General features: G+C 65.5%; 18 protein-coding genes and 1 tRNA gene. 12 read left to right on the top strand and 7 right to left on the bottom strand.

Annotated features, from left to right (window positions below):
• Positions 1-46: 46 nt before the first annotated feature.
• Positions 47-133 (top strand) — tRNA-Leu (locus O5M90_RS07870).
• The gene (locus O5M90_RS07865) at positions 133-1,458 is read left to right on the top strand and encodes an MFS transporter (protein ID WP_440401928.1); all 1,326 of its coding nucleotides are present in this window, start codon (positions 133-135) and stop codon (positions 1,456-1,458) included. The genes O5M90_RS07870 and O5M90_RS07865 overlap by 1 nt, the downstream gene beginning before the upstream one ends.
• On the opposite strand, the gene murI is transcribed toward O5M90_RS07865, so the two are convergent.
• Positions 1,455-2,249 (bottom strand): glutamate racemase, encoded by a 795-nt coding sequence (gene murI, locus O5M90_RS07860; protein ID WP_269840580.1) that lies wholly within the window; start codon positions 2,247-2,249, stop codon positions 1,455-1,457. The two genes, O5M90_RS07865 and murI, sit on opposite strands and share 4 nt — an antisense overlap.
• Positions 2,250-2,415: 166 nt before the next feature.
• Here murI and O5M90_RS07855 point away from each other — a divergent pair, with 166 nt between their 5' ends.
• The 4 genes from O5M90_RS07855 to O5M90_RS07840 all read left to right on the top strand — a co-directional run bounded on the left by O5M90_RS07855 (position 2,416) and on the right by O5M90_RS07840 (position 6,951).
• Entirely contained in the window at positions 2,416-3,165 is a 750-nt protein-coding gene (locus O5M90_RS07855; RefSeq protein ID WP_137941728.1) for an electron transfer flavoprotein subunit beta/FixA family protein, read from the top strand.
• Between the two features lies 1 nt (position 3,166).
• The gene (locus O5M90_RS07850; RefSeq protein ID WP_262969575.1) at positions 3,167-4,099 is read left to right on the top strand and encodes an electron transfer flavoprotein subunit alpha/FixB family protein; all 933 of its coding nucleotides are present in this window, start codon (positions 3,167-3,169) and stop codon (positions 4,097-4,099) included.
• Between the two features lie 76 nt (positions 4,100-4,175).
• Entirely contained in the window at positions 4,176-5,966 is a 1,791-nt protein-coding gene (locus tag O5M90_RS07845; RefSeq protein WP_269840579.1) for an acyl-CoA dehydrogenase, read from the top strand.
• A 31-nt stretch (positions 5,967-5,997) separates the two neighbouring features.
• Complete coding sequence (locus tag O5M90_RS07840; protein WP_269840578.1) at positions 5,998-6,951, top strand: NAD(P)H-dependent flavin oxidoreductase; 954 nt, start codon at positions 5,998-6,000, stop codon at positions 6,949-6,951.
• Between the two features lie 199 nt (positions 6,952-7,150).
• Here the strand turns inward: O5M90_RS07840 and O5M90_RS07835 are convergent, their stop codons facing one another.
• The 5 genes from O5M90_RS07835 to O5M90_RS07815 all read right to left on the bottom strand — a co-directional run bounded on the left by O5M90_RS07835 (position 7,151) and on the right by O5M90_RS07815 (position 13,282).
• The gene (locus O5M90_RS07835) at positions 7,151-8,551 is read right to left on the bottom strand and encodes an IS1182 family transposase (RefSeq protein WP_262968893.1); all 1,401 of its coding nucleotides are present in this window, start codon (positions 8,549-8,551) and stop codon (positions 7,151-7,153) included.
• Between the two features lie 116 nt (positions 8,552-8,667).
• On the bottom strand, positions 8,668-10,263 hold the full coding sequence (locus tag O5M90_RS07830; RefSeq protein WP_269840577.1) for an ABC transporter substrate-binding protein: 1,596 nt from the start codon (positions 10,261-10,263) through the stop codon (positions 8,668-8,670).
• Between the two features lie 101 nt (positions 10,264-10,364).
• Positions 10,365-11,945, bottom strand: a complete 1,581-nt coding sequence (locus tag O5M90_RS07825) for an ABC transporter substrate-binding protein (protein ID WP_269840576.1) — start codon at positions 11,943-11,945, stop codon at positions 10,365-10,367.
• An 80-nt stretch (positions 11,946-12,025) separates the two neighbouring features.
• Positions 12,026-12,373: a hypothetical protein gene (locus tag O5M90_RS07820; protein ID WP_137941733.1), complete on the bottom strand. Its 348-nt coding sequence runs from the start codon at positions 12,371-12,373 to the stop codon at positions 12,026-12,028.
• A 66-nt stretch (positions 12,374-12,439) separates the two neighbouring features.
• Entirely contained in the window at positions 12,440-13,282 is an 843-nt protein-coding gene (locus O5M90_RS07815) for an isopenicillin N synthase family dioxygenase (protein ID WP_262969572.1), read from the bottom strand.
• A 381-nt stretch (positions 13,283-13,663) separates the two neighbouring features.
• Here O5M90_RS07815 and O5M90_RS07810 point away from each other — a divergent pair, with 381 nt between their 5' ends.
• From O5M90_RS07810 to O5M90_RS07790, 5 genes are all read left to right on the top strand, one after another.
• Complete coding sequence (locus O5M90_RS07810) at positions 13,664-16,516, top strand: 2-oxoglutarate dehydrogenase E1 component (RefSeq protein WP_137941735.1); 2,853 nt, start codon at positions 13,664-13,666, stop codon at positions 16,514-16,516.
• Between the two features lie 78 nt (positions 16,517-16,594).
• Positions 16,595-17,845, top strand: coding sequence for a 2-oxoglutarate dehydrogenase complex dihydrolipoyllysine-residue succinyltransferase (gene odhB / locus O5M90_RS07805; RefSeq protein WP_269840575.1), 1,251 nt, complete (start codon positions 16,595-16,597; stop codon positions 17,843-17,845).
• Positions 17,846-17,861: 16 nt separating this feature from the next.
• Positions 17,862-19,283, top strand: coding sequence for a dihydrolipoyl dehydrogenase (gene lpdA, locus O5M90_RS07800; RefSeq protein WP_269840574.1), 1,422 nt, complete (start codon positions 17,862-17,864; stop codon positions 19,281-19,283).
• 65 nt (positions 19,284-19,348) lie between these two features.
• Complete coding sequence (gene zapE / locus O5M90_RS07795) at positions 19,349-20,449, top strand: cell division protein ZapE (protein WP_269840573.1); 1,101 nt, start codon at positions 19,349-19,351, stop codon at positions 20,447-20,449.
• Positions 20,450-20,460: 11 nt separating this feature from the next.
• Entirely contained in the window at positions 20,461-21,078 is a 618-nt protein-coding gene (locus O5M90_RS07790) for a hypothetical protein (RefSeq protein WP_269840572.1), read from the top strand.
• Positions 21,079-21,099: 21 nt separating this feature from the next.
• Here O5M90_RS07790 and O5M90_RS07785 read toward each other — a convergent pair whose 3' ends face one another.
• On the bottom strand, positions 21,100-21,867 hold the full coding sequence (locus tag O5M90_RS07785) for a PP2C family protein-serine/threonine phosphatase (protein ID WP_269840571.1): 768 nt from the start codon (positions 21,865-21,867) through the stop codon (positions 21,100-21,102).
• Positions 21,868-21,956: 89 nt separating this feature from the next.
• Between O5M90_RS07785 and O5M90_RS07780 the strand changes: the two genes are divergently transcribed.
• Positions 21,957-22,160, top strand: coding sequence for a YdcH family protein (locus O5M90_RS07780; RefSeq protein ID WP_269840570.1), 204 nt, complete (start codon positions 21,957-21,959; stop codon positions 22,158-22,160).
• The last annotated feature ends 89 nt before the right edge of the window (positions 22,161-22,249 follow it).

Here is a 22,249-nt window from a genome sequence, read left to right as displayed (position 1 = left end):
GATGGCTTCCCTTTCTCATTTGTGCCGCAGTGATAATGCAGCCCACGCCCGGGTGGTGAAATTGGTAGACGCAGCGGACTTAAAATCCGCCGACCTTGCGGTCGTACGGGTTCGATTCCCGTCCTGGGCACCATGCCCTTCGAGGGCCATAACGACCAACGAGGGGTGGCGGTGGGACTGTTTGCGCAAGAGTTGCTGAATCCGGGCGTCAAGAAGCGTGAGGTGTTCGGCTGGTCGATGTATGACTTCGCCAACTCCGGTTACACCACAGTGGTGCTGACGGCGGTATACAACGCTTACTTCGTCGGCGTCATCGCGCAGTCCAGCGCTTCGGCCACCTTGCTGTGGACCTCGCTGATCGCGCTGTCCAGCTTTCTCGTCATGCTGATCATGCCGGCGTTGGGGGCTTATGCCGATGCGCGCGCGGCCAAGAAGCGGCTGCTGATGCTGATGACCACTGGCTGTGTCATCTCGACGATAGGGCTGGGCCTGGCCGGTCAGGGACAACTGGCTTGGGCCGCTCTGGCGGTCGTTGTCTCCAATACCTGCTATGCCTGCGGAGAGGCCTTGATCGGGGCTTTCCTGCCCGAACTGGCGCGGCGCGATTCGCTGGGGCGGGTGTCCGGCTGGGGCTGGGCCTTCGGCTATTTCGGCGGCATGCTGGCGCTGGGCCTGAGCCTGGCCTATGTGCTGCATGCGCAGGCGGCGGGGCTGAGCGCCAGCGAGTTTGTGCCGGTGACCATGTACATCACGGCCGGTGTCTACGCGCTGGCCGCGCTGCCGACCTTTGTGCTGCTGCGCGAGCGCGCCCAGGTTCAGACGCAGCCGGCGCCGGCGCAATCGGCGCTGAATCGCCTGAAGGCGTCCTGGCAGCGGGCGCGGCGCTACCCCGATTTCATGCGCTTTCTGGCCTGTGGTGTCAGCTATCAGGCGGGCATTGCGGTGGTGATCGCCTTGGCGGCGGTCTATGCCGAGCAGACCCTGGGCTTCAAGCAGGCCGAGACCATGGCCCTGGTGTTCCTGGTCAATATCGCGTCGGCGGTCGGAGCCTTTGTTTTCGGCTATTTCGAGGATCGTGTCGGCCACAGCCGGGCCTTGAAGTTCACCCTGCTGGGCTGGGTGGCGATGATTCTGCTGGCCTTTGTCGCTCAGGGGCCGGCGTTGTTCTGGGTGGCCGCCGTGCTGGCGGGCCTGTGCATGGGCTCGAGCCAGTCCTGCGGCCGAGCGATGGTCGGTGCGCTGGCGCCGCCGGCCAGCCTGGCCGAGTTTTTCGGCCTGTGGGCTTTTGCGACCCGGCTGGCGGCCATCATCGGGCCGCTGACCTATGGCCTGGTGACCTGGCTGACGGCCGGTAACCACCGCCTGGCCATCCTCAGCACCGGCGTCTTCTTCCTGCTCGGCTGGTGGGTGTTGGCCGGCGTTAATGTGCAGCGCGGCGTGGCGGCCGCGCGCGCTTAGATACGGACCTGGCGCGTTGACGGCGTGGTTCCACCCATGGCGCTAGCGGCCAGGCGCCTCAGTATGGTGGGGTCGCCGGTGCTTTCCAGGATCAGGCTCGGCGTACCGTCGCCGGCCCAATAGCGCTGGGCCTGCTTTGCAACGGCCGCCTCGATCTTCAGCAGTTGGACCTCTGGGCCCAGTGCTTGCTGGAACAGGGGCTGGACCAGCGGGTAATGGGTGCAGCCCATCAGCACGGTGTCGACACCGGCCTCGCGCAGCGGTGCGCAGCAGCGCTCGATTAGGCCCCGCAGGGCCGGGCCGTCCAACTCACCGGTCTCGATCAGGTCGGCCAGTCCGGGGCAGGGCTGGCTGAAGACCTGCACGCCTCGGGCATGGGCCTCAATCAAGGTTTGGTAGCGCGCGCTGGCGATGGTGGCCGGTGTGGCCAGCACGCCGATGCGGCCATTGCGGCTGGCGGCCACGGCTGGCTTGATGCCGGGTTCGATGCCGACGATGGGCAACTCGGGCCAGCGCTCGCGCAAGGCGTTGACCGCGTGGGCGGTGGCCGTATTGCAGGCGACGACCAGCATCACCGCGCCTCGGTTCAGCAGGTACTCGCCGATCACCAGGCTGCGGGCGGCGATGAAGTCGCTGCTTTTCTCGCCATAGGGCGCATAAGCGGTGTCGGCCAGATAGTGCAGCGGCGCGCCCGGCAGGGCCTCGCGCAATTCGCGCAGCACGGTCAGGCCGCCGACACCGGAATCGAAAACGCCCAGGCAGGGGGAAGTGGGGCTGGAGGTGCTTGTCATCAGGTTGCGCAGTCTAGTTTGTCGGGCCGCTCGCGCCCAAGACGTCGCTAGAATAGAACGGTCGTGCTATTTTTTCGGACATTTGACGCCTGGATGACTCAGCGTTGCCGGGGCTGGCCCGTAGAATCCGATTAACGTTAACGTCAATTAGCCTTGGAGTACTTCGATGAAGGTCTTGGTTCCTGTCAAACGAGTGGTCGATTACAACGTCAAGGTGCGCGTCAAGAGCGACGGCACCGGTGTGGACATCGCCAATGTGAAGATGTCCATGAACCCCTTTGACGAGATCGCCGTCGAAGAAGCCGTGCGCCTGAAGGAAAAAGGCGTGGTCACCGAGGTGATCGCCGTCTCCTGCGGTGTGACCCAGTGCCAGGAAACCCTGCGCACCGCGATGGCCATCGGTGCCGACCGCGCCATCCTGGTCGAGACCGATGCCGAGCTGCAGCCGCTGGCCGTCGCCAAGATCCTCAAGGCCCTGGTCGACAAGGAGCAGCCGCAGCTGGTGATCCTCGGCAAGCAGGCCATCGACGACGATTGCAACCAGACCGGTCAGATGCTGGCCGCGCTGGCCGGCCTGCCGCAGGGCACCTTCGCCTCCAAGGTCGAAGTCGCCGACGGCAAGGTCTCCGTGACCCGCGAAGTCGACGGCGGCCTGGAAACCGTCAAGCTGAGCCTGCCGGCCGTGATCACGACCGATCTGCGCCTGAACGAGCCGCGCTACGTGACCCTGCCCAACATCATGAAGGCCAAGAAGAAGCAGCTCGACATCGTCAAGCCGGCCGATCTGGGCGTGGACGTGGCGCCGCGCATCAAGACCCTGAAGGTCGAGGAGCCGCCCAAGCGCAGCGCCGGCATCAAGGTGCCGGATGTGGCCACGCTGGTGAACAAGTTGAAGAATGAAGCGAAGGTGATCTGAGATGACTGCTCTGGTAATTGCTGAACACGACAACGCCTCCATCAAGGGCGCGACGCTGAACACCGTCACCGCGGCCGCCGCCTGCGGTGGTGATGTCCACGTGCTGGTCGCCGGCTCCAATGCCGCCGCCGCTGCCGCCGCCGCCGCGCAGATCGCCGGCGTCAGCAAGGTACTGCATGCCGACGCTGCCCAACTGGCCGATGGCCTGGCCGAGAACCTGGCCGCGCAAGTGGTCGCCATCGCCGGTGGCTACAGCCACATCCTGTTCCCGGCCACCGCCTCGGGCAAGAACGTTGCGCCGCGCGTTGCGGCCCTGCTGGACGTGGCCCAGCTGAGCGATGTCACCAAGGTCATCAGCGCCGATACCTTCGAGCGCCCGATCTACGCCGGCAACGCGATCGCCACCGTGCAGTCGAGCGACGCCACCAAGGTGCTGACCGTGCGAACGACCGGCTTTGACGCTGCCGCCGCTGCGGGCGGTTCGGCCGCCGTCGAAACGCTGGCCGCCGCCACCGATTCCGGCAAGAGCAGCTTCGCCGGCCGTGAAGTGACCAAGAGCGACCGCCCCGAGCTGACCGCCGCCAAGATCATCGTCTCCGGTGGCCGTGCCCTGGGCAGCAGCGACAAGTTCAACGAGGTGCTGACCCCGCTGGCCGACAAGCTCGGCGCGGCGCTGGGCGCCTCGCGCGCCGCCGTGGATGCCGGCTACGCGCCCAATGACTGGCAGGTCGGCCAGACCGGCAAGATCGTCGCGCCCCAGCTCTATATCGCCGCCGGCATCTCCGGCGCGATCCAGCACCTGGCCGGCATGAAGGACTCCAAGGTGATCGTCGCGATCAACAAGGATCCGGAAGCCCCGATCTTCTCGGTGGCCGACTACGGCCTGGAAGCCGATCTGTTCACCGCCGTGCCCGAGCTGATCAACGCCCTCTGAGCGCCCGCTCGAAACCGATGAAGGGCGCCCGACTGTCTGGTCGCGGCGCCCTTGTTGTATCTGGAGACAAGACACCATGAGCTACCGTGCCCCCGTCAAAGACATGCTGTTCAATATGCAGGAGCTTGCCGGCCTGCAGGCGCTGACCGAGATCCCGGCCTTTGCCGACTTCGGCATCGATACGGCCCAGGCCGTGCTGGAGGAATGCGCCAAGCTCAACGAGGACGTGATTGCGCCGCTGAACTTCGAAGGCGACAAGAACCCCTCCTACTTCAAGGACGGCCAGGTCTTCACGACCCCGGGTTTCAAGGAGGCTTTCCGCCAGTTCGCCGACGGCGGCTGGCAGGGTTTGCAGCACCCGACCGAATTCGGCGGCCAGGGTCTGCCCAAGACCATAGGCGCGGCCTGCGGCGAGATGATCAACAGCGCCAATGTCAGCTTCGCGCTGTGCCCGCTGCTCAGCGATGGCGCCATCGAGGCCTTGCTGACGGCCGGCAGCGATGAGCAGAAGGCCATCTACCTGCCCAATCTGGTGGCCGGCAAGTGGACCGGCACGATGAATCTGACCGAGCCGCAGGCGGGGTCAGATCTTGCCCAGGTGCGCACCCGCGCCGAACCGCAGGCTGACGGCACGTACAAGATCTTCGGCACCAAGATCTTCATCACCTATGGCGAGCACGATATGGCCGAGAACATCGTCCATCTGGTGCTGGCCCGCGTGGTCGGAGCGCCCGAGGGCGTCAAGGGCATCAGCCTCTTCATCGTGCCCAAGTTCCTGGTCAATGCGGACGGCTCGCTGGGCGCGCGCAATGACGCGCACTGCGTGTCGATCGAGCACAAGATGGGCATCAAGGCCAGCCCGACGGCGGTGTTGCAGTTCGGCGACCACGGCGGCGCGATCGGCACCCTGGTCGGCCAGGAGAATCGCGGCCTCGAGTACATGTTCATCATGATGAATGCCGCCCGTTTCGGCGTCGGCGTGCAGGGCATCGCGGTGGCCGAGCGGGCCTATCAGAAGGCGGTGAGCTACGCGCGCGACCGCGTGCAGTCGCGACCGGTCGACGGCTCGGTGGCCGGCAGCGCCGCCATCATCCATCACCCTGATGTGCGCCGCATGCTGATGACGATGCGCGCGCTGACCGAGGGCTGCCGTGCGATGTCCAGCGTGGCAGCCGCAGCCTATGACGCGGCCCACCACCATCCCGACGCCGACACCCGCAAGCAGAACCAGGCCTTCTACGAATTCATGGTGCCGCTGGTCAAGGGCTACAGCACCGAGATGAGCCTGGAGGTCACCGACCTGGGTGTGCAGGTGCATGGCGGCATGGGCTTCATCGAGGAGACCGGCGCGGCCCAGCACTACCGCGACGCCAAGATCCTGACGATTTACGAAGGCACGACCGCGATCCAGGCCAATGACCTGGTCGGCCGCAAGACCACGCGCGACGGCGGCCAGCTCGCCCGCGCCATTGCCGGCCAGATCGAGGCCACCGAAGGGCTGCTGAAACAGCGCAGCAGCGCGGCATCCAAGGCCGTGGCCAAGCGCCTGGGCGCGGCCCGCCAGGCCTATCTCGACGTGGTGGACTTTATCGCCGCCCAGGGCAAGGGCAATCCGAACGCGGCCTATGCCGGCTCGGTGCCCTATCTGATGCTGGCCGGCAATCTGGTGGCCGGCTGGCAGCTGGCGCGCGCGCTGATCGTGGCCGAGGACAAGGTCGCCGCCGGCGAGGAGGTGCCTTTCATGAGCGCCAAGATCGCGACGGCGCGCTTTTATGCCGAGCACATCCTGAGCCGCAGCTCGGGCCTGCGCGACGCCATCGTCGAAGGCGCTGACAGCGTCACCGCGCTGGCGCTGGACGCCTTCTGATCGCCCACTGACACAACGAACGGAGACCTTTGTGGCCCTGCCTCCCGTCCTGCAAAACCTGCCCCTGCCCATCATCGGTTCGCCGCTGTTCATCATCAGCAATCCCAAGCTGGTGATCGAGCAGTGCAAGGCCGGCGTCGTCGGCGCTATGCCCGCACTCAATGCCCGTCCGGCCGAGCTGCTGGATGAATGGCTCAACGAGATCACCACCGAGCTGGCGGCCTATAACAAGGCCCATCCCGACAAGCCGGCCGCGCCGTTTGCGATCAACCAGATCGTGCACAAGAGCAATGACCGCTTGGAGCACGATATGGCGCTGTGCGCCAAGTACAAGGTGCCCATCATCATCACCTCGCTGGGCGCGCGCGAGGATGTCAATGCCGCGGTGCATGCCTGGGGTGGCGTGGTGCTGCACGACATCATCAACAACAAGTTCGCGAAGAAGGCGATCGAGAAGGGCGCCGACGGCCTGATCGCGGTGGCGGCCGGGGCCGGCGGCCATGCCGGGGTCAAGAGCCCGTTCGCGCTGATCCAGGAAATCCGCGAGTGGTTCGATGGCCCGATCGCGCTGTCGGGCGCGATCGCCAGCGGCGATGCGGTGCTGGCCGCCCAGGCGATGGGCGCGGACTTCGCCTACATCGGCTCGGCCTTCATCGCGACCGAGGAGGCACGTGCCACCGAGGCTTACAAGCAGATGATCGTCGCCTCCAACAGCGATGACATCGTCTACAGCAATTTGTTCACCGGCGTGCACGGCAACTATCTGCGCGGCTCCATCGTCAACGCCGGCATGGACCCCGACAAGCTGCCCGAGAGCGACCCCAGCGCGATGAACTTCGGCGGCGACTCGAAGAAGGCCTGGAAGGACATCTGGGGCAGCGGCCAGGGCATTGGCGCGGTGCGCGAGATCGTGCCGGCACGAGCACTGGTCGAGCGACTGGCGCGCGAGTACCGGGCGGCCCGCGAGCGTCTGGTCCTGGCCTGATACGGCGCCTGCATTGAAAAAGGCCACCCTCGCAGTCCGTGTCAAAACGGCTGCGAAGGGCGCCAAGAGCAAAGCGCTCCGAGTTTCTCGGAGCGCTTTTGTTTGGGCGCGCGCGAGGTGTCCATTGGAGCGTATTGCGTGACGGTGGGCTGAACAGCCGAAGCCTTGTGTCGGACCGCAACAAACACTGGCACCGGCATCACATAGCTAGCTTTTGCAACATTTGCTGCCCACCCAGCACCGCCAGTGCCCGTTTGACGTTGTAGGCCAGTGTCGCCAACGCGATCTCCGCGCCGGCCCCCGTCAGGCCTCGCATCAGGAAGCGGGGCTTCTCGAAGATGTGGAACTTCAGGGCCGCAAACGGGTGTTCGACGGTGCAGCGGCGCAGCCTCATCGCCTGGGGTGTAGCGCGCTGGTGGATGCGCTGCAATGCCTCTTCGTAGAGATGGCGACTGAGCGTGCGCCGTGGGGCCTGCGTGCAGCGCGCCTTCATCGCGCAAGCGCCGCAATCGCCGGGCTGCGCTGCATAGATCACGACCTTACCCGCCCGATGCAACTGCTTGCGCTGCAGCAGTTTGTCTGCCGGGCAGACGTAGGCGTCAGCCTGTGCGTCGTAGGTGAAGCGGCCTTGGTCGAACAAGTCCCCCTCGCCCTGGTTGTTGACCGCGCGCTTGACGGGGACATGCACCCGCACGCCTTGATCCTCCAGCGCCTGCGCCTGTTCGCCATTGGCATAGCCCGCATCCGCCACCAGCTTGAGCTCCGTGCCGCCCAGGGTCTGCTGCGCCGATTCGCCCATGCGCTGCAGGCAGCCGTTGTCACCCGCCTGCGCGTTGACCTCGTGGGCCACGATCAGGGCATGCTCGGCGTCGACGGCGGTCTGTACGTTGTAGCCCGGGCCCTTGCCCTTGAGCACTACAGCCTCGGGCTCGGTGCTCACGTAGCGCTGCTTGTCGCTGTCCACCTTCGCCAGCTCGGCCTGCTGTAGCTGCAGCCGCGCCAGCGCCTGGCGCAGCGCCTGAGCGTCCAGCTCCGCCTCGCCTTGCTGCTGGTCGGCCGCCTCCAACTCCTGCAGGTACTGCGCAATGCGCTGCTCCAGCTTGGCCTGCAGTTCGGCCCGCTGGACCTCGTCCAGGATGGCCTTGCCGCTGGCCACGGCCTGGAACTTCGTCCCGTCCACGGCCACCCACTCTCCGCGGATCAGACCGGCTTCGGCGCAAAAGCGCACGAACTCGGCCCCGGCTCGGCGTAGCGGCTGCGCGTTGCAGCGACGGAACTCGGCAATGGTCTTGTGGTCGGGCGTGAGCCGGTGCAGCAGCCACATCAGTTCGATGTTGCGCTGGCACTCCCGCTCCAGACGCCTCGATGAGCGCAACCGATTGAGGTAGCCGTACAGGTACAACATCAGCAGGTCCGCCGGGTCGTACGGCGGGCGGCCTGTGGCCTTGCTGTGGGCTCGAGCAAAACCCAGCGCCTTCAGGTCCAGCCGCGCCACGAACGCCGCGATCACCCGGCACACATGCTCCGGTCCGATCAACTCGTCCAGCGACACCGGAAACAGGCTGCCCTGGTCTCGACTCTGTCCTTGCACGTAGCCCATAAGAACAATGCCCTGCAACTTGCGTTGCAGGGCATTGTCTTCAGGCCTTCAGCTTAGCGTCAGAGTATTGACACGGACTGCGAGGGTGGCCCTTCGCGTTGAGGCGCTGCGCTTGCTTACTTGATGTTGGTGAAGCGCGCTTCCGGGCGGTCGTCCGAGCGGTGCACGGTCGAGACGCCCTTCTTCATCGCCCAGGGGCGCATCTGGTGATGGATGGGGATGAACAGATGCTCGTCGCGCATGCGCAGCAGGGCCTCGCGGATCAGGCCGTTGCGCTTGCTGACGTCGGACTCGATCTTCATCGCATCGGTCAGCTGGTCGATCTTGGCATCGCTGATGCGGAAGTAGTTCCAGTTGCCATCGGCACCGGTGGTCTTGGTGCGCACCAGGGACTGGATGGTGTAGAGCGCGTCATAGGTCGGCACGCCCCAGCCAAACAGGAAGAGCTGGTGCTCGAAGCCCTGGATCTTGGGGCTGAAGGTCGACATCGGCTCGGTCTGCAGCCTGGCCTTGATGCCTATCCTGGCCCACATCGAGACCACCGCCTGGCAGATCTCCTCGTCGTTGACGTAGCGGTTGTTCGGGCAGTTCAGCGGCACCTCGAAGCCGTCCGCATAGCCGGCCTCGGCCAGCAGCTTCTTGGCCTTGTCGGCATCGACCTTCAGCGGCGTGTCGATGTCCGGTGTGTTGCCGTTGACGCCCGGGGCGACCATGAGACCGGCCGGCACCGACAGGCCGCGCATGATGGCGCGCTTGATCGCCTCGCGGTCGATCGCCACCGACAGAGCCTCGCGCACGCGCTTGTCCTTCAGCGGGTTCTTGCCTTTGATGTTGGAGCCGCGGATCTCGTCGCTGCCCTGGTCCATCGCGATGAAGATGGTGCGGATCTCGGTGCCTTCCAGCACCGCCAGCTTGGCGTCGTTGCGCAGCTTCTGCACGTCCTGGGTCGGCAGATCGGTCAGCAGGTCCACCTCGCCGGACAGCAGGGCCGCGACGCGGGTGGCGTCGGACTTGATCGGCGAGTAGGTGACGCTGTCGACATTGCTGGCGTTGGCAGCATCCCACCAGTCCTTGTTGGCCACCATGCTGATCTTCTGGTCGGGCTGCCAGCCGGTGATCTTGTAGGGGCCGGTGCCGTTGGTGTTGCGGGTCGCGAAGGTCTCTTCCTTGACCTTCACGTCCGGCAGGTTGACCGACTTGTTCTTCTCCGCCCAGCTCTTGCTGACCATGCGGAAGTCGACGATGTTGCGCAGCAGGATGGGGTTGGGGGCCGACAGGATGAAGTCCACCGTGTGGCTGTCGATCTTCTTGATCTCGGCGATGCCGTTCACGAAGGCCTGCAGGGTGCCCTGGGGCTGCTTGATGCGGGCCAGCGAGAACACCACGTCGTCGGCGGTGAAGGGTGTGCCGTCATGGAACTTGACACCCTTGCGCAGCTCGAAGCGCACCTGGGTCGGGCTGATGTGGGTCCACTTGGTGGCCAGCGCCGGCTCGATCTGGTAGGTCTTGCTGTAGCGGGTCAGGCCTTCATAGGCATGGGCCAGGATGGCGCTGGTGGTGCCATGGTTCTGCGAATGCGGATCCAGGGTCAGCACATCGTTCTGCGCGGCCCAGTGCAGCGGCACGGCTTGCACACCGCTGGCGGCCATCATGCCAAGCGAGAGGCCCAGCGACAGGCACAGCGCGGCCAGCTTGAACTTGCGATTCGGCATCTTCATCCTCCGTGGAATACTGAAAAGCGGGCATCCTAGCCCGGCATCCACGGAGCAGCTCTACTGACTTGCCCGGGGCCTATGCCCCGGGCAGCCTCGGCTTACTTGATGTTGGTGAAGCGCGCTTCCGGACGGTCATCCGAGCGGTGCTCGGTCGTCACATTGGCGCGCATCGCCCAGGGGCGGACCTGGTGGTGCAGCGGCACGAACAGGTACTCGTCGCGGGTGCGCAGCAAGGCTTCCCGGATCATCGCGTTGCGCTTGGGGATGTCGACCTCGGTCTTCATCGCATCGACCAGCTGGTCGATCTTGGCGTCGCTGACCTTGGAGTAGTTGAAGTTGCCGTCGGCACCGGTGGTCTTGGTGCGCACCAGCGACTGCAGCGCGTACTGCGCGTCATAGGTGGCCACGCCCCAGCCCAGCATGTACAACGAGGTGTCGAACTTCTGGAAGGTCACGCTGTGCTGGGCCATAGGCGTGGCCACCAGGCGGCCCTTGACGCCGATCTTGGCCCACATCGCGACGACCGCCTGGCAGACCTCTTCGTCGTTGACGTAGCGGTTGTTCGGGCAGTTCATCTGGATCTCGAAGCCCTCGGGGTAGCCGGCCTCGGTCATCAGCTTCTTGGCCTTCTCGACATCGACCTTGAGCGGCTGGTCGATGTCCGGCGTGTTGCCATTGACGCCCGGCGCCACCATGATGCCGGCCGGGATCGACAGGCCGCGCATGATGGTGCGCTTGATCGCCTCGCGGTCCACGGTCAGGTTCAGCGCCTCGCGCACGCGCTTGTCCTTGAAGGGGTTCTTGCCCTTGACATTGGAGCCCTTGAGTTCGTCGCTGCCCTGGTCCAGCGCCAGGAAGATGGTGCGCACCTCGGGGCCTTCGACGACCTTGAGCTTGGGGTCGGACTTGAGCTTGGCGACGTCCTGCGTCGGCAGGTCGGTCAGCAGGTCGACGTCGCCGGACAGCAGGGCGGCGACGCGGGTCGGGTCCGACTTGATCGGCAGGTAGCTGACCTCGGTGATGTTGCTGGCGCGGGCCTTGTCCCACCAGTCGGGGTTCTGCACCATCGAGATCTTCTGGTCGGGCTGCCAGCCGGTGATCTTGTAGGCGCCGGTGCCCATCACATTGCGCGAGGCGTAGTTGTCTTCCTTGGCCTTGTAGTCCTGGGTGTTGACGGTGTTGTTCTTCTCCGCCCAGGCCTTGCTCATGATGCGGAAGTCGATGATGTTGCGCAGCAGGATGGGGTTGGGCGCTTCCAGGATCAGATCGACGGTGTGGCTGTCGATCTTCTTGACCTCCTTGATGCCGGTCACATAGATCTGCATCGTGCCCTGGGGCTGCTTGATGCGGCCGAAGGAGAACACCACGTCGTCGGCGGTGAAGGGCGTGCCGTCATGGAACTTGACGCCCTTGCGCAGCTCGAAGCGCACCTGGGTCGGGCTGATGAAGGTCCACTTGGTGGCTAGGGCCGGCTCGACATCGTATTTGGTGTTGTAGCGGGTCAGACCTTCATAGGCGTGCATCAGGATCGCATTGGTGGTCGCATGGTTTTGCGAGTGCGGATCCGTCGTCAGGATGTCGTTCTGCGCTGCCCAGCGCAGCGGTACGGCATGGGCCGAGGTCGCGGCCAACAGGCCCAGGGCCAGCGAAATCGAAGCCAGCTTGAGCTGATGATTCATAGTCTGCGCACTCCACAACTGTTAGGAAGATTGATCCTAGCCCGTGGGTCTGTGCGCTGCTCTAGTGGCTTGCCCGGGTCTCAGTGCGGGCGCTGTTCGCCCGGTGCCGGCTGTACCAGCAGATCGGCATCACAACCCTTGCCGGCGGCGATCATGCGGCGCGCCCAGGCGCCGATCAGGCGGTTCAGCCAGCGCGGCCCCGGGCGGGCCCAGCCCAGGGCCGTCAGCGGCTCGATCAGCATGCCGCAGAGATAGCGGCCGCCCTCGTCCGACCAGCGCAGGGCTGCGCAGGCGCCGTGCCGACGCCGGCTCGCCAGCACGCCCACGGGGCAGGGCTCGGCCAGGCAACAGACGCCGCAGCCATTGCATGTCGCGCCCAAGGCCGGCTTGGGCGGCGCCTCGGGGTGGATGTGGATAAGCTGGCGCATGGGCCACTGTAGAGCAGAGCGTCGCAAAAAAGCCGACCCTGGGGTCGGCTGTGGTGCACGGCCGGCTTACTTCTTGACGCCCAGCTCGCGCAGCCGCTCTTCCAGATAGGCGTGGGCGGTGTAGCGGTCCGACAGCACGACCTCGTCGCGCGGGTGCAGGAACAGCGGCAGCGAGACCCGGCTCTTCTTGGCGCCGTCGCCCGTCGGGTTGACGACGCGGTGCTGGGTCGACGGGTAATAGCCCTGCGAGGCTTCCTGCAGCATGTCGCCGATATTGATGATCAGCATGCCGAAGTCGCAGGGCACGTCGAACCATTCGCCGTCCTTGCCCTGCACCTGCAGGCCCGGTTCGTTGGCGGCCGGAAGGATGGTCAAGAGATTGATATCGCCATGCGGGGCGGCGCGCAGCGAGCCGGCCGGCTCGTTGCCGGTCAGCGGCGGATAGCGCAGCACGCGCAGCAGGGTCAGCTGGCTGTCCTGGATCATCTGGGACAGCGGCTCGCGGTAATGGCGTGCGATCTCGGCCGGCGTGTAGCGCTCGACCCAGGACAGCAGTTCCTGCGCGAGGCCGTTGGCCTGGCTGTAGTACTGCATCGCATCGTCCTTGAGCGGCGCCGGAATGCGGCCCCAGGGGTAGATGTGGAAGTACTCCTTGATGTCCTTCTGGGTGAAGCCCTTGGCGGTCTCCGAGATCTCGGTGGAGAAGTAGCCGTCCTGCTTCTCCTTCGAGAAGGCGTACTGATGCTTCTCGTCGCCGTTGAAGAAACCCAGCCAGTCGGCATAGATCTTCTCGACCAGGGCCTGCTGGATCGGATGGTTGACGAGCACACCGAAGCCGGTTTCGTGCAGCGAGCGGGTGAACTGCTCGGCCGCGTCGGCGGCCCGGTAGTCGACGACTTTGACTTGCATGGGATCTCCTCGATAGTGTCCCGACGCCAAGCCATTCAATCGCGGGGCTGTGGCGCGCGAGCTGAAGTCTAGGCCAAGCCAGCGACGTTCGCAAACGTTTGCCGGCAAAGATGAAGCGATGAGCATGCCTCAGAAGAGACTTCAGTTCGAGGTCCACATGGCCGAAACTCCCGGCGTGAAAGTCTCACGATGCAAAAGCGCAGCCGGGCTCCTAGGGTTAGCCAGGAGTGCTACAGTCCGCCCCTTGAGACTTGAGGTCCTTCCCGTCCCCTTTTCTGGCAACAGTGAAGGCGGGTCGCAATCCGCCAACCGGTCGAGCCGTGTCGCGGAAGGTTTATTTACCAGCCAAATCCCTGGAAGCCGGGGTAAGAGGTGAGCGAAATGATGCAGCAATACAGGTCGAACTCGTACCTGTTCGGGGGCAATGCGCCCTACGTCGAAGAAATGTACGAGGCCTACCTCGACAACCCGGGCTCCGTGCCTGACAACTGGCGGGCGTATTTCGACGCCCTGCAGCATGTGCCTGCCACCGATGGCAGCGATGGCCGCGATGTGGCCCATGCGCCGGTGATCGAATCCTTCGCGCAGCGTGCCAAGGCCAATGCCTTCGGCAACAAGGCCTCCGGCGCCGAACTGGCCGTGGCCCGCAAGCAGGTCCACGTGCAGTCGCTGATCGCCGCCTACCGCAATGTCGGTTCGCGCTGGGCCGACCTGGACCCGCTCAAGCGCACCGAGCGCCCCAAGATTCCCGAGCTGGAGCCGGCGTTCTATGACCTGAGCGAGTCCGATATGGACATCTCGTTCAGCGCCACGAACACCTATTTCTCCAAGGCCGAGACCATGACCCTGCGCGAGATCGTGCAGGCCTTGCGTGAGACCTATTGCAGCTCCATCGGCGCGGAGTACATGCACATCACCGACCAGGTGGAGAAGCGCTGGTGGCAGGAGCGCCTGGAGTCGGTGCGCGCCAAGCCCGCCTTCTCGGCCGAGAAGAAGCAGCACATCCTCGGCCGCCTGACCGCCGCCGAAGGCCTGGAACGCTATCTGCACACCAAGTACGTCGGCCAGAAGCGCTTCTCGCTGGAAGGCGGCGAGAGCTTCATCGCCTCGATGGACGAGCTGGTGCAGCGCGGCGGTGAGATGGGCGTGCAGGAAATCGTCATCGGCATGGCCCACCGCGGCCGCCTGAACGTGCTGGTCAATACCCTGGGCAAGATGCCCAAGGATCTGTTCGCCGAGTTCGAGCACACCGCGCCCGAGGACCTGCCGGCCGGTGACGTCAAGTACCACCAGGGCTTCTCCAGCGATGTGACCAGCCCCGGCGGCCCGGTCCACCTGAGCCTGGCCTTCAACCCCTCGCACCTGGAAATCGTCAACCCGGTCGTCGAAGGCTCGGTCAAGGCCCGCATGGACCGCCGTGGCGATGCCAGCGGCGCGCAGGTGCTGCCGGTGCTGGTGCACGGCGACGCCGCCTTTGCCGGCCAGGGTGTCGTGATGGAAACGCTGGCGCTGGCCCAGACCCGCGGCTACTACACCGGCGGCACGGTGCACATCGTCATCAACAACCAGATCGGCTTCACGACCAGCGACCCGCGCGACAGCCGCTCGACGCTGTACTGCTCCGACGTCGTCAAGATGATCGAAGCCCCGGTGCTGCACGTCAACGGCGACGATCCGGAAGCCGTCGTGCTGTGCACGCAATGGGCGCTGGAGTACCGCCAGCAGTTCAAGAAGGATGTGGTCGTCGACATCGTCTGCTTCCGCAAGCTCGGCCACAACGAGCAGGACACGCCGGCGCTGACCCAGCCGCTGATGTACAAGAAGATCGCAGCCCACCCCGGCACCCGCAAGCTCTACGGCGACCGTCTGGTGGCCCAGGGCGTGCTGGGCGCCGATGGCCCGGACGCGATGTTCAAGGCCTTCCGCGCCGCGATGGACGAGGGCCGCCACACGGTGGACCCGGTGCTGACCAACTTCAAGAGCAAGTACGCGACCGACTGGTCGCCGTACCTGGGCAAGAAGTGGACCGACAGCTGCGACACCGCGCTGCCGGTGGCCGAGTTCAAGCGCCTGGCCGAGAAGATCACGACCATTCCCGCGAACTTCAAGGTGCATCCGCTGGTCGAGAAGGTGATCGCCGACCGTGCGGCCATGGGCCGTGGCGAGATCAATATCGACTGGGGCATGGGCGAGCACATGGCCTATGCCTCGCTGGTGGCCTCCGGCTATCCGGTGCGCCTGTCCGGTGAGGACTGCGGCCGCGGCACCTTTGTGCACCGCCACGCGGTGCTGCACGACCAGAACCGCGAGAAGTTCGACGAAGGCACTTACATCCCGCTGCAGAACGTCGCCGAGGGCCAGGCCCCCTTCGTCGTGATCGACTCCATCCTGTCCGAAGAGGCGGTGCTGGGCTTCGAGTACGGCTATGCCAGCGCCGACCCGGTGACCCTGACGATCTGGGAAGCCCAGTTCGGCGACTTCGTCAACGGCGCCCAGGTCGTGATCGACCAGTTCATTGCCTCCGGCGAAGTCAAGTGGGGCCGCTCCAACGGCCTGACCCTGATGCTGCCGCACGGCTACGAAGGCCAGGGCCCCGAGCACAGCTCGGCGCGCCTGGAGCGCTTCATGCAGCTGGCTGCCGACAACAATATGCAGGTGGTGCAGCCGACCTCGGCCTCGCAGATCTTCCACCTGCTGCGTCGTCAGCAGCTGCGCATGTTCCGCAAGCCGCTGATCATCATGACGCCCAAGTCGCTGCTGCGTAACAAGGACGCCACTTCGCCGATCAGCGAATTCACCAAGGGTGAGTTCAAGACCGTGATCAGCGAGCAGAACGCCGAGATCGACGCCGCCAAGGTCAAGCGCATCATCGCCTGCTCGGGCAAGGTCTATTACGACCTGGTCAAGGCGCGCGGCGACAAGAAGGACGTGGCCATCATCCGCGTCGAGCAGCTCTATCCCTTCCCGCACAAGGCCTTCTCGGCCGAGGTCAAGAAGTACCCGAACGTCACCGACATCGTCTGGTGCCAGGACGAGCCGCAGAACCAGGGTGCCTGGTTCTTCGTGCAGCACTACATCCACGAGAACATGGTGGAAGGCCAGAAGCTCGGCTACGCCGGTCGTCCGGCCTCGGCCTCGCCGGCGGTGGGTTATGCCCATCTGCACCAGGAGCAGCAGAAGGCGCTGCTGGATCAGGCCTTCGGCAAGCTCAAGGGCTTCATCCTGACGAAGTAAGTTTGTGACCGCCCCGGCCCACCGCAACAGGTGCTCAGCCGGGGCGCGACGCTTCAAGAACAGAAAGCAATAGACATCATGGCAATCGTAGAAGTCAAAGTTCCCCAGCTGTCCGAGTCCGTCGCCGAAGGCACGCTGATCTCCTGGAAGAAGAAGCCCGGCGAAGCCGTGGCCATCGATGAGATCCTGGTCGAGATCGAGACCGACAAGGTGGTGCTGGAAGTGCCGGCCCCCAGCGCCGGCGTGATGGCGCAAATCGTCAAGAACGACGGCGAGAGCGTCGTCAGCGAGGAAGTCATCGCCCGCATCGACACCGACGGCCAGGCCCAGGTCAGCCCGCTGGAAGTCAAGGCCGTCGTGACTACCTCGCCCGCCGCACCCGCACCGGCGGCCACCGGCGGCAACAAGGGCGATGTGGCCATGCCCGCCGCCGCCAAGATCCTGGCCGAGAAGGGCCTGGCCGCCACCGATGTGGCCGGCTCCGGCAAGGACGGCCGCGTCACCAAGGGTGATGCGCTGGCCGCATCGGCCAAGCCTGCTGCCGCCCCGGCCATCGCCGTGGCCGCTGCGCCGGCCGTCGCCAAGCCGCTGCCGGCCGTGGCCGCGCCGGTGGCCCCGAACCTGGGTGACCGCCCCGAGCAGCGTGTGCCGATGACACGCCTGCGCGCCCGCGTCGCCGAGCGTCTGCTGCAATCGCAATCGACCAACGCCATCCTGACCACCTTCAACGAGGTGAACATGGCGCCGGTGATGGAGATGCGCAAGAAGTTCCAGGAGAAGTTCGAGAAGGAACACGGCGTCAAGCTGGGCTTCATGAGCTTCTTCGTCAAGGCCGCCGTGGCCGCGCTGAAGAAGTACCCGGTGCTGAACGCCTCGGTCGACGGCAACGACATCGTCTACCACGGCTACTTCGACATCGGCATCGCCGTCGGCTCGCCGCGCGGCCTGGTCGTGCCCATCATCCGCAATGCCGACCAGCTGAGCTTCGCCGACATCGAGAAGACCATCGCGTCCTTCGGCCAGAAGGCCAAGGACGGCAAGCTGTCGATCGAGGAACTGACCGGCGGCACCTTCTCGATCTCCAACGGCGGTACCTTCGGCTCGATGCTGTCGACCCCCATCATCAACCCGCCGCAATCGGCCATCCTGGGCGTGCACGCGACCAAGGACCGCGCCGTCGTCGAGAACGGCCAGGTGGTGGTGCGCCCGATCAACTACCTGGCCATGTCCTACGACCACCGCATCATCGACGGCCGCGAAGCCGTGCTGGGCCTGGTGACGATGAAGGAAGCGCTGGAAGATCCGGCCCGCCTGCTGTTCGACATCTAAGCCGGAGACGAGATCCATGAGCGCTAAGCAATTCGATGTCGTCGTGATCGGCGGCGGCCCCGGCGGCTATATCGCCGCCATCCGCGCGGCCCAGCTGGGCTTCAACGTGGCCTGTGTGGACGAGTGGAAGAACGACAAGGGCGGTCCCGCTCCCGGCGGCACCTGCACCAATGTCGGCTGCATTCCGTCCAAGGCCTTGCTGCAGTCCAGCGAGCACTTCGACCACGCCAACCACCACTTTGCCGACCACGGCATCTCGGCCGACAACGTCAAGATCGACATCGCCAAGATGCTGGGTCGCAAGGACCAGGTGGTCAAGCAGAACAACGACGGCATCCTCTACCTGTTCAAGAAGAACAAGGTGAGCTTCTTCCACGGCCGCGGCTCCTTTGTCGCAGCCAAGGACGGCGGCTATGAGCTGAAGGCCGGCGACGAGACCCTGCAGGCCAAGCATGTGATCCTGGCAACCGGCTCGAACGCCCGCGCGCTGCCGGGTGCCGCCTTCGACGAGGAGAACATCCTGTCGAACGACGGCGCGCTGCGCATCGGCGCCGTGCCCAAGAAGCTGGGCGTGATCGGCTCCGGCGTGATCGGCCTGGAAATGGGTTCGGTGTGGCGCCGCCTCGGCTCCGAAGTCACCGTGCTGGAAGGTCTGCCGACCTTCCTCGGCGCGGTCGACGAGTCGGTGGCCAAGGAGGCCGCCAAGCTGTTCAAGAAGCAGGGCCTGAAGATCGAGCTCGGCGTCAAGATCGGCGAAGTCAAGTCGGGCAAGAAGGGTGTGGCTGTCGCCTACACCGACGCCAAGGGTGAGGCCCAGACGCTGGAAGTGGACAAGCTGATCATCTCGATCGGCCGGGTCCCGAACACCATCGGCCTGAATGCCGAAGCCGTGGGCCTGAAGCTCGACGAGCGCGGCGCCATCGTCGTCGACGATGACTGCAAGACCAGCCTGCCCAATGTCTGGGCGGTCGGCGATGTGGTGCGCGGCCCGATGCTGGCGCACAAGGCCGAGGAAGAGGGCGTGGCCGTGGCCGAGCGCATTGCCGGCCAGCACGGTCATGTCAACTTCAACACGATTCCCTGGGTCATCTACACCAGCCCGGAAATCGCCTGGGTCGGCCGCACCGAGCAGCAGCTGAAGGCGGACGGCGTGGCCTACAAGGCCGGCCAGTTCCCCTTCCTGGCCAATGGCCGGGCGCGTGCGCTGGGCGATACCAATGGCTTCGTCAAGTTCCTGGCCGATGCCAAGACCGACGAGATCCTGGGTGTGCACATCATCGGCCCCTTCGCCTCCGAGCTGATCTCGGAAGCCGTGGTCGCGATGGAGTTCAAGGCCTCGGCCGAGGACATCGCCCGCATCTGCCATGCGCACCCGAGCCTCAGCGAGGCGACCAAGGAAGCCGCGCTGGCCGTCGACAAGCGCACCCTCAACTTCTGATCGCCACAGGCGTTTCAAAGTGAAAGGGGCGGCCTCGGTCGCCCCTTTGCCTTGCTGGATTCCCGATGACTTCTGTGACCGAGCTCTATCAGCAAACCCTTGCCGAGCGTGGCTACACGGCCGACGCGGCGCAGCTGCGCGCGATCGCCTCGCTGCAGCGCTGCCAGGACGAATGGGCCGACTACAAGGCACGCCGCAGCAATGCGGTGACCAAGCTGCTGGTGCGCCCGCCGCTGCCGCGCGGCGTCTATATGTACGGCGGCGTGGGCCGGGGCAAGAGCTTTCTGATGGACTGCTTCTTCCAGGCCGTGCCGCTGACGCGCAAGACCCGGCTGCACTTCCACGAGTTCATGCGCGAGGTGCACCGCGAGCTGCAGGACCTCAAAGGCATTGCCGACCCGCTCGAAGAGCTGGGCAAGCGCATCGCCAAGCGCTTCCGGCTGATCTGCTTCGACGAGTTCCACGTCTCGGACGTCACCGACGCGATGATTCTGCACCGGCTGCTGGACTCGCTGTTCAAGCACCGCGTCTCCATCGTCACGACCTCGAACTTCCACCCGGACGGCCTCTATCCCAACGGCCTGCACCGCGACCGCATCCTGCCGGCCATCGAGCTGCTGAAGGACAAGCTCGAGGTCATCAATGTCGATGCTGGCACCGACTACCGGCGCCGCAGCCTGGACCATGTCGAGCTCTATCACACGCCGCTGGATGCGGCGGCCGACGCTTCGCTGAGCCAGGCCTTCGAGTCGCTGGCCGAGGCCCGCGATGAAGACCCGCTGCTGCATATCGAGCATCGCGAGCTGCGTGCGCGGCGCCGCGCCGGCGGCGTGGTCTGGTTCGATTTCCAGACCCTGTGCGGCGGCCCACGCTCGCAGAACGACTATCTGGAGCTGGCGACCCAGTTCCACACGCTGATACTCTCCAATGTGCCGGCGATGCCGCCGCGCCTGGCCAGCGAGGCGCGGCGCTTCACCTGGCTGGTCGATGTGCTGTATGACCGGCGCGTCAAGCTGCTGATCTCGGCGGCCGTGCCGCCCGAGCAGCTGTATACCGAGGGGCCGCTGGCCCATGAATTCCCGCGCACCATCTCGCGCTTGCAAGAGATGCAGAGTTCCGAATATCTTTCGCTGGCCCGCCGCGAGGTGGACACCTCGCTGACCTGAATCGCCGCCCCATGCCCAAGACCTCCTTGCTGCTGTTGAGTCTGATGCTGCTGAGTGCCGCGTCGGCTGCGTTGGCCGGCGAGCGCGAGGCGCTGGCCGAGCAGCGCCGGCACATCGAGGCCCGTCATGCCGAGGCGCTACAGGCCTGCGCGCCGCGCTTCAATGTCAATGCCTGCGAGCAGCAGGCCCGGCTTGAGCGTTCGGCGGCGCTCAAGCCGCTGCTGGCGCGTGAGCAGGAGCTGGACAGCGCCCAGCGCCAGGCGCGCGCCCAGGCCCAGCGCGAGCGGGTGCAGGCCAAGCAGCAGGCCTTTGCCAACGAGGACGGCAAGCGCATGCAGCGCTCCTTGCTGGCCGATCTGCCAAAGCCTGCTGCGGCTGCGTCCAAGCCGCATCGCGTCGTCGATGAGCAGGCCCATGGCCGCGCGGTGCAGGCCGAGATCGCGCGCGGCGAGCGCGCTGCGGAACGGCGTCGCCAGCAGGCGGCCGAGCGCGAGCAAGAGGCCCAGGCGCGGCGCGCGGCGGCACAAAAGCGTCAGCAGCAGCGTGCGCAGTCCAGCAAGCCGGCAGCCAGCCTGCCGCAGCCGACGGCAGACGAGATCGCCAAGCTGCCGCCGGCCCCCAAGCCCTAAGCCCTAAGCCCTAAGCCCTTCTCAGGCCAGCGCTTCGACCCGCACGATGGCCAACGACAGGTTGTCGCCGGCGCCGTGGGCGCGCTGGCGCGCCTTCTCGATCAGCAGCTCGGCGGCCTCGCGCGGCGGCAGGCCGTGCACTACGGTGCCCAGCTCGCGCGGGCTGAAGTAGTGCCAGAGCCCGTCGCTGCAGGCCAGCAGGCTGTCGCCGACCTGCAGCTGCTCGGTGATGTCCAGGCTGGGCGTCGGTTCCTGCACCGTGCCCAGGCAGCCGGTCAGCAGATTCGACTGCGGATGCACGGCGGCCTCGGCCTCGCTGATCTGGCCCTCGTCGATCAGGCGCTGCACAAAGGAGTGGTCCAGGCTGCGCTTGAGCATCTCGGCGCCGCGGAAATGGTAGAGCCGCGAATCGCCGGCATGCACCCAGTGGCAGCGCCGGTCCGGGCTGACCAGAAAGGCTGCCAAGGTGCTGTGCGGCTCCTCCTCGGTGGCAATGGCGGTCAGCTTGATCATCAGATGGGCTTCGGCCGCCATCTGGGCCAGGAAGTCGGCCGGCGGTTCCTCGCCGGGCACATAGCGCTCGAACAGCTGGCCGGCGGTCAGCACCACCTGGTCGGCAGCCTTGCGCCCGCCGCTCTTGCCGCCCATGCCGTCGGCCAGCACGGCCAGCAGGCAGCCGGTCTGGCGCGCATGGCTGAAGACCTCGACCTGGTCCTGCTGATAGAGGCGGTCCCCGCGATGGGTGCCGGTGGCGGCGCTGAGTCGAAATCCGGGGGAGCTACGCGTCATGGCAAAAACTATGGGTTTCGCAAAAACTATAATCGTCAACCGATGTCCAGCGTGCACTCAGCGCGCCATCCGTGCCAGCTTACCCTTTCATGGATGAACAGCTTCACTCTTTATCGCGCCGCCTGATCGAATTGCGCATGGAACACGCCGATCTGGATGTGCTGATCGATCAGCTGGCCCGGCAACAGCCGCTCGACGAGCTGGCGCTGCGACGGCTGAAGAAGCGCCGTCTGGCGCTGCGCGATCTGATTTCCCGCCTGGAGCAGGCCAATGACCCGGCCGAACCGGCCTGAACGAGGCACAGCCTGTTGAGCGAACAAGAAGCGGCGTTCCTGCGCGACCAGGACGACATCAGCGAGAAGGTCGAGAAGAGCGAGCTGGA

Origin of the sequence: Paucibacter sp. M5-1 (assembly GCF_027498415.2) — a bacterium.
Lineage (GTDB): Bacteria > Pseudomonadota > Gammaproteobacteria > Burkholderiales > Burkholderiaceae_C > Roseateles_E.
Note: the sequence above shows the minus strand (reverse complement) of the source record. Positions and strands in the feature narration are given on the sequence as shown.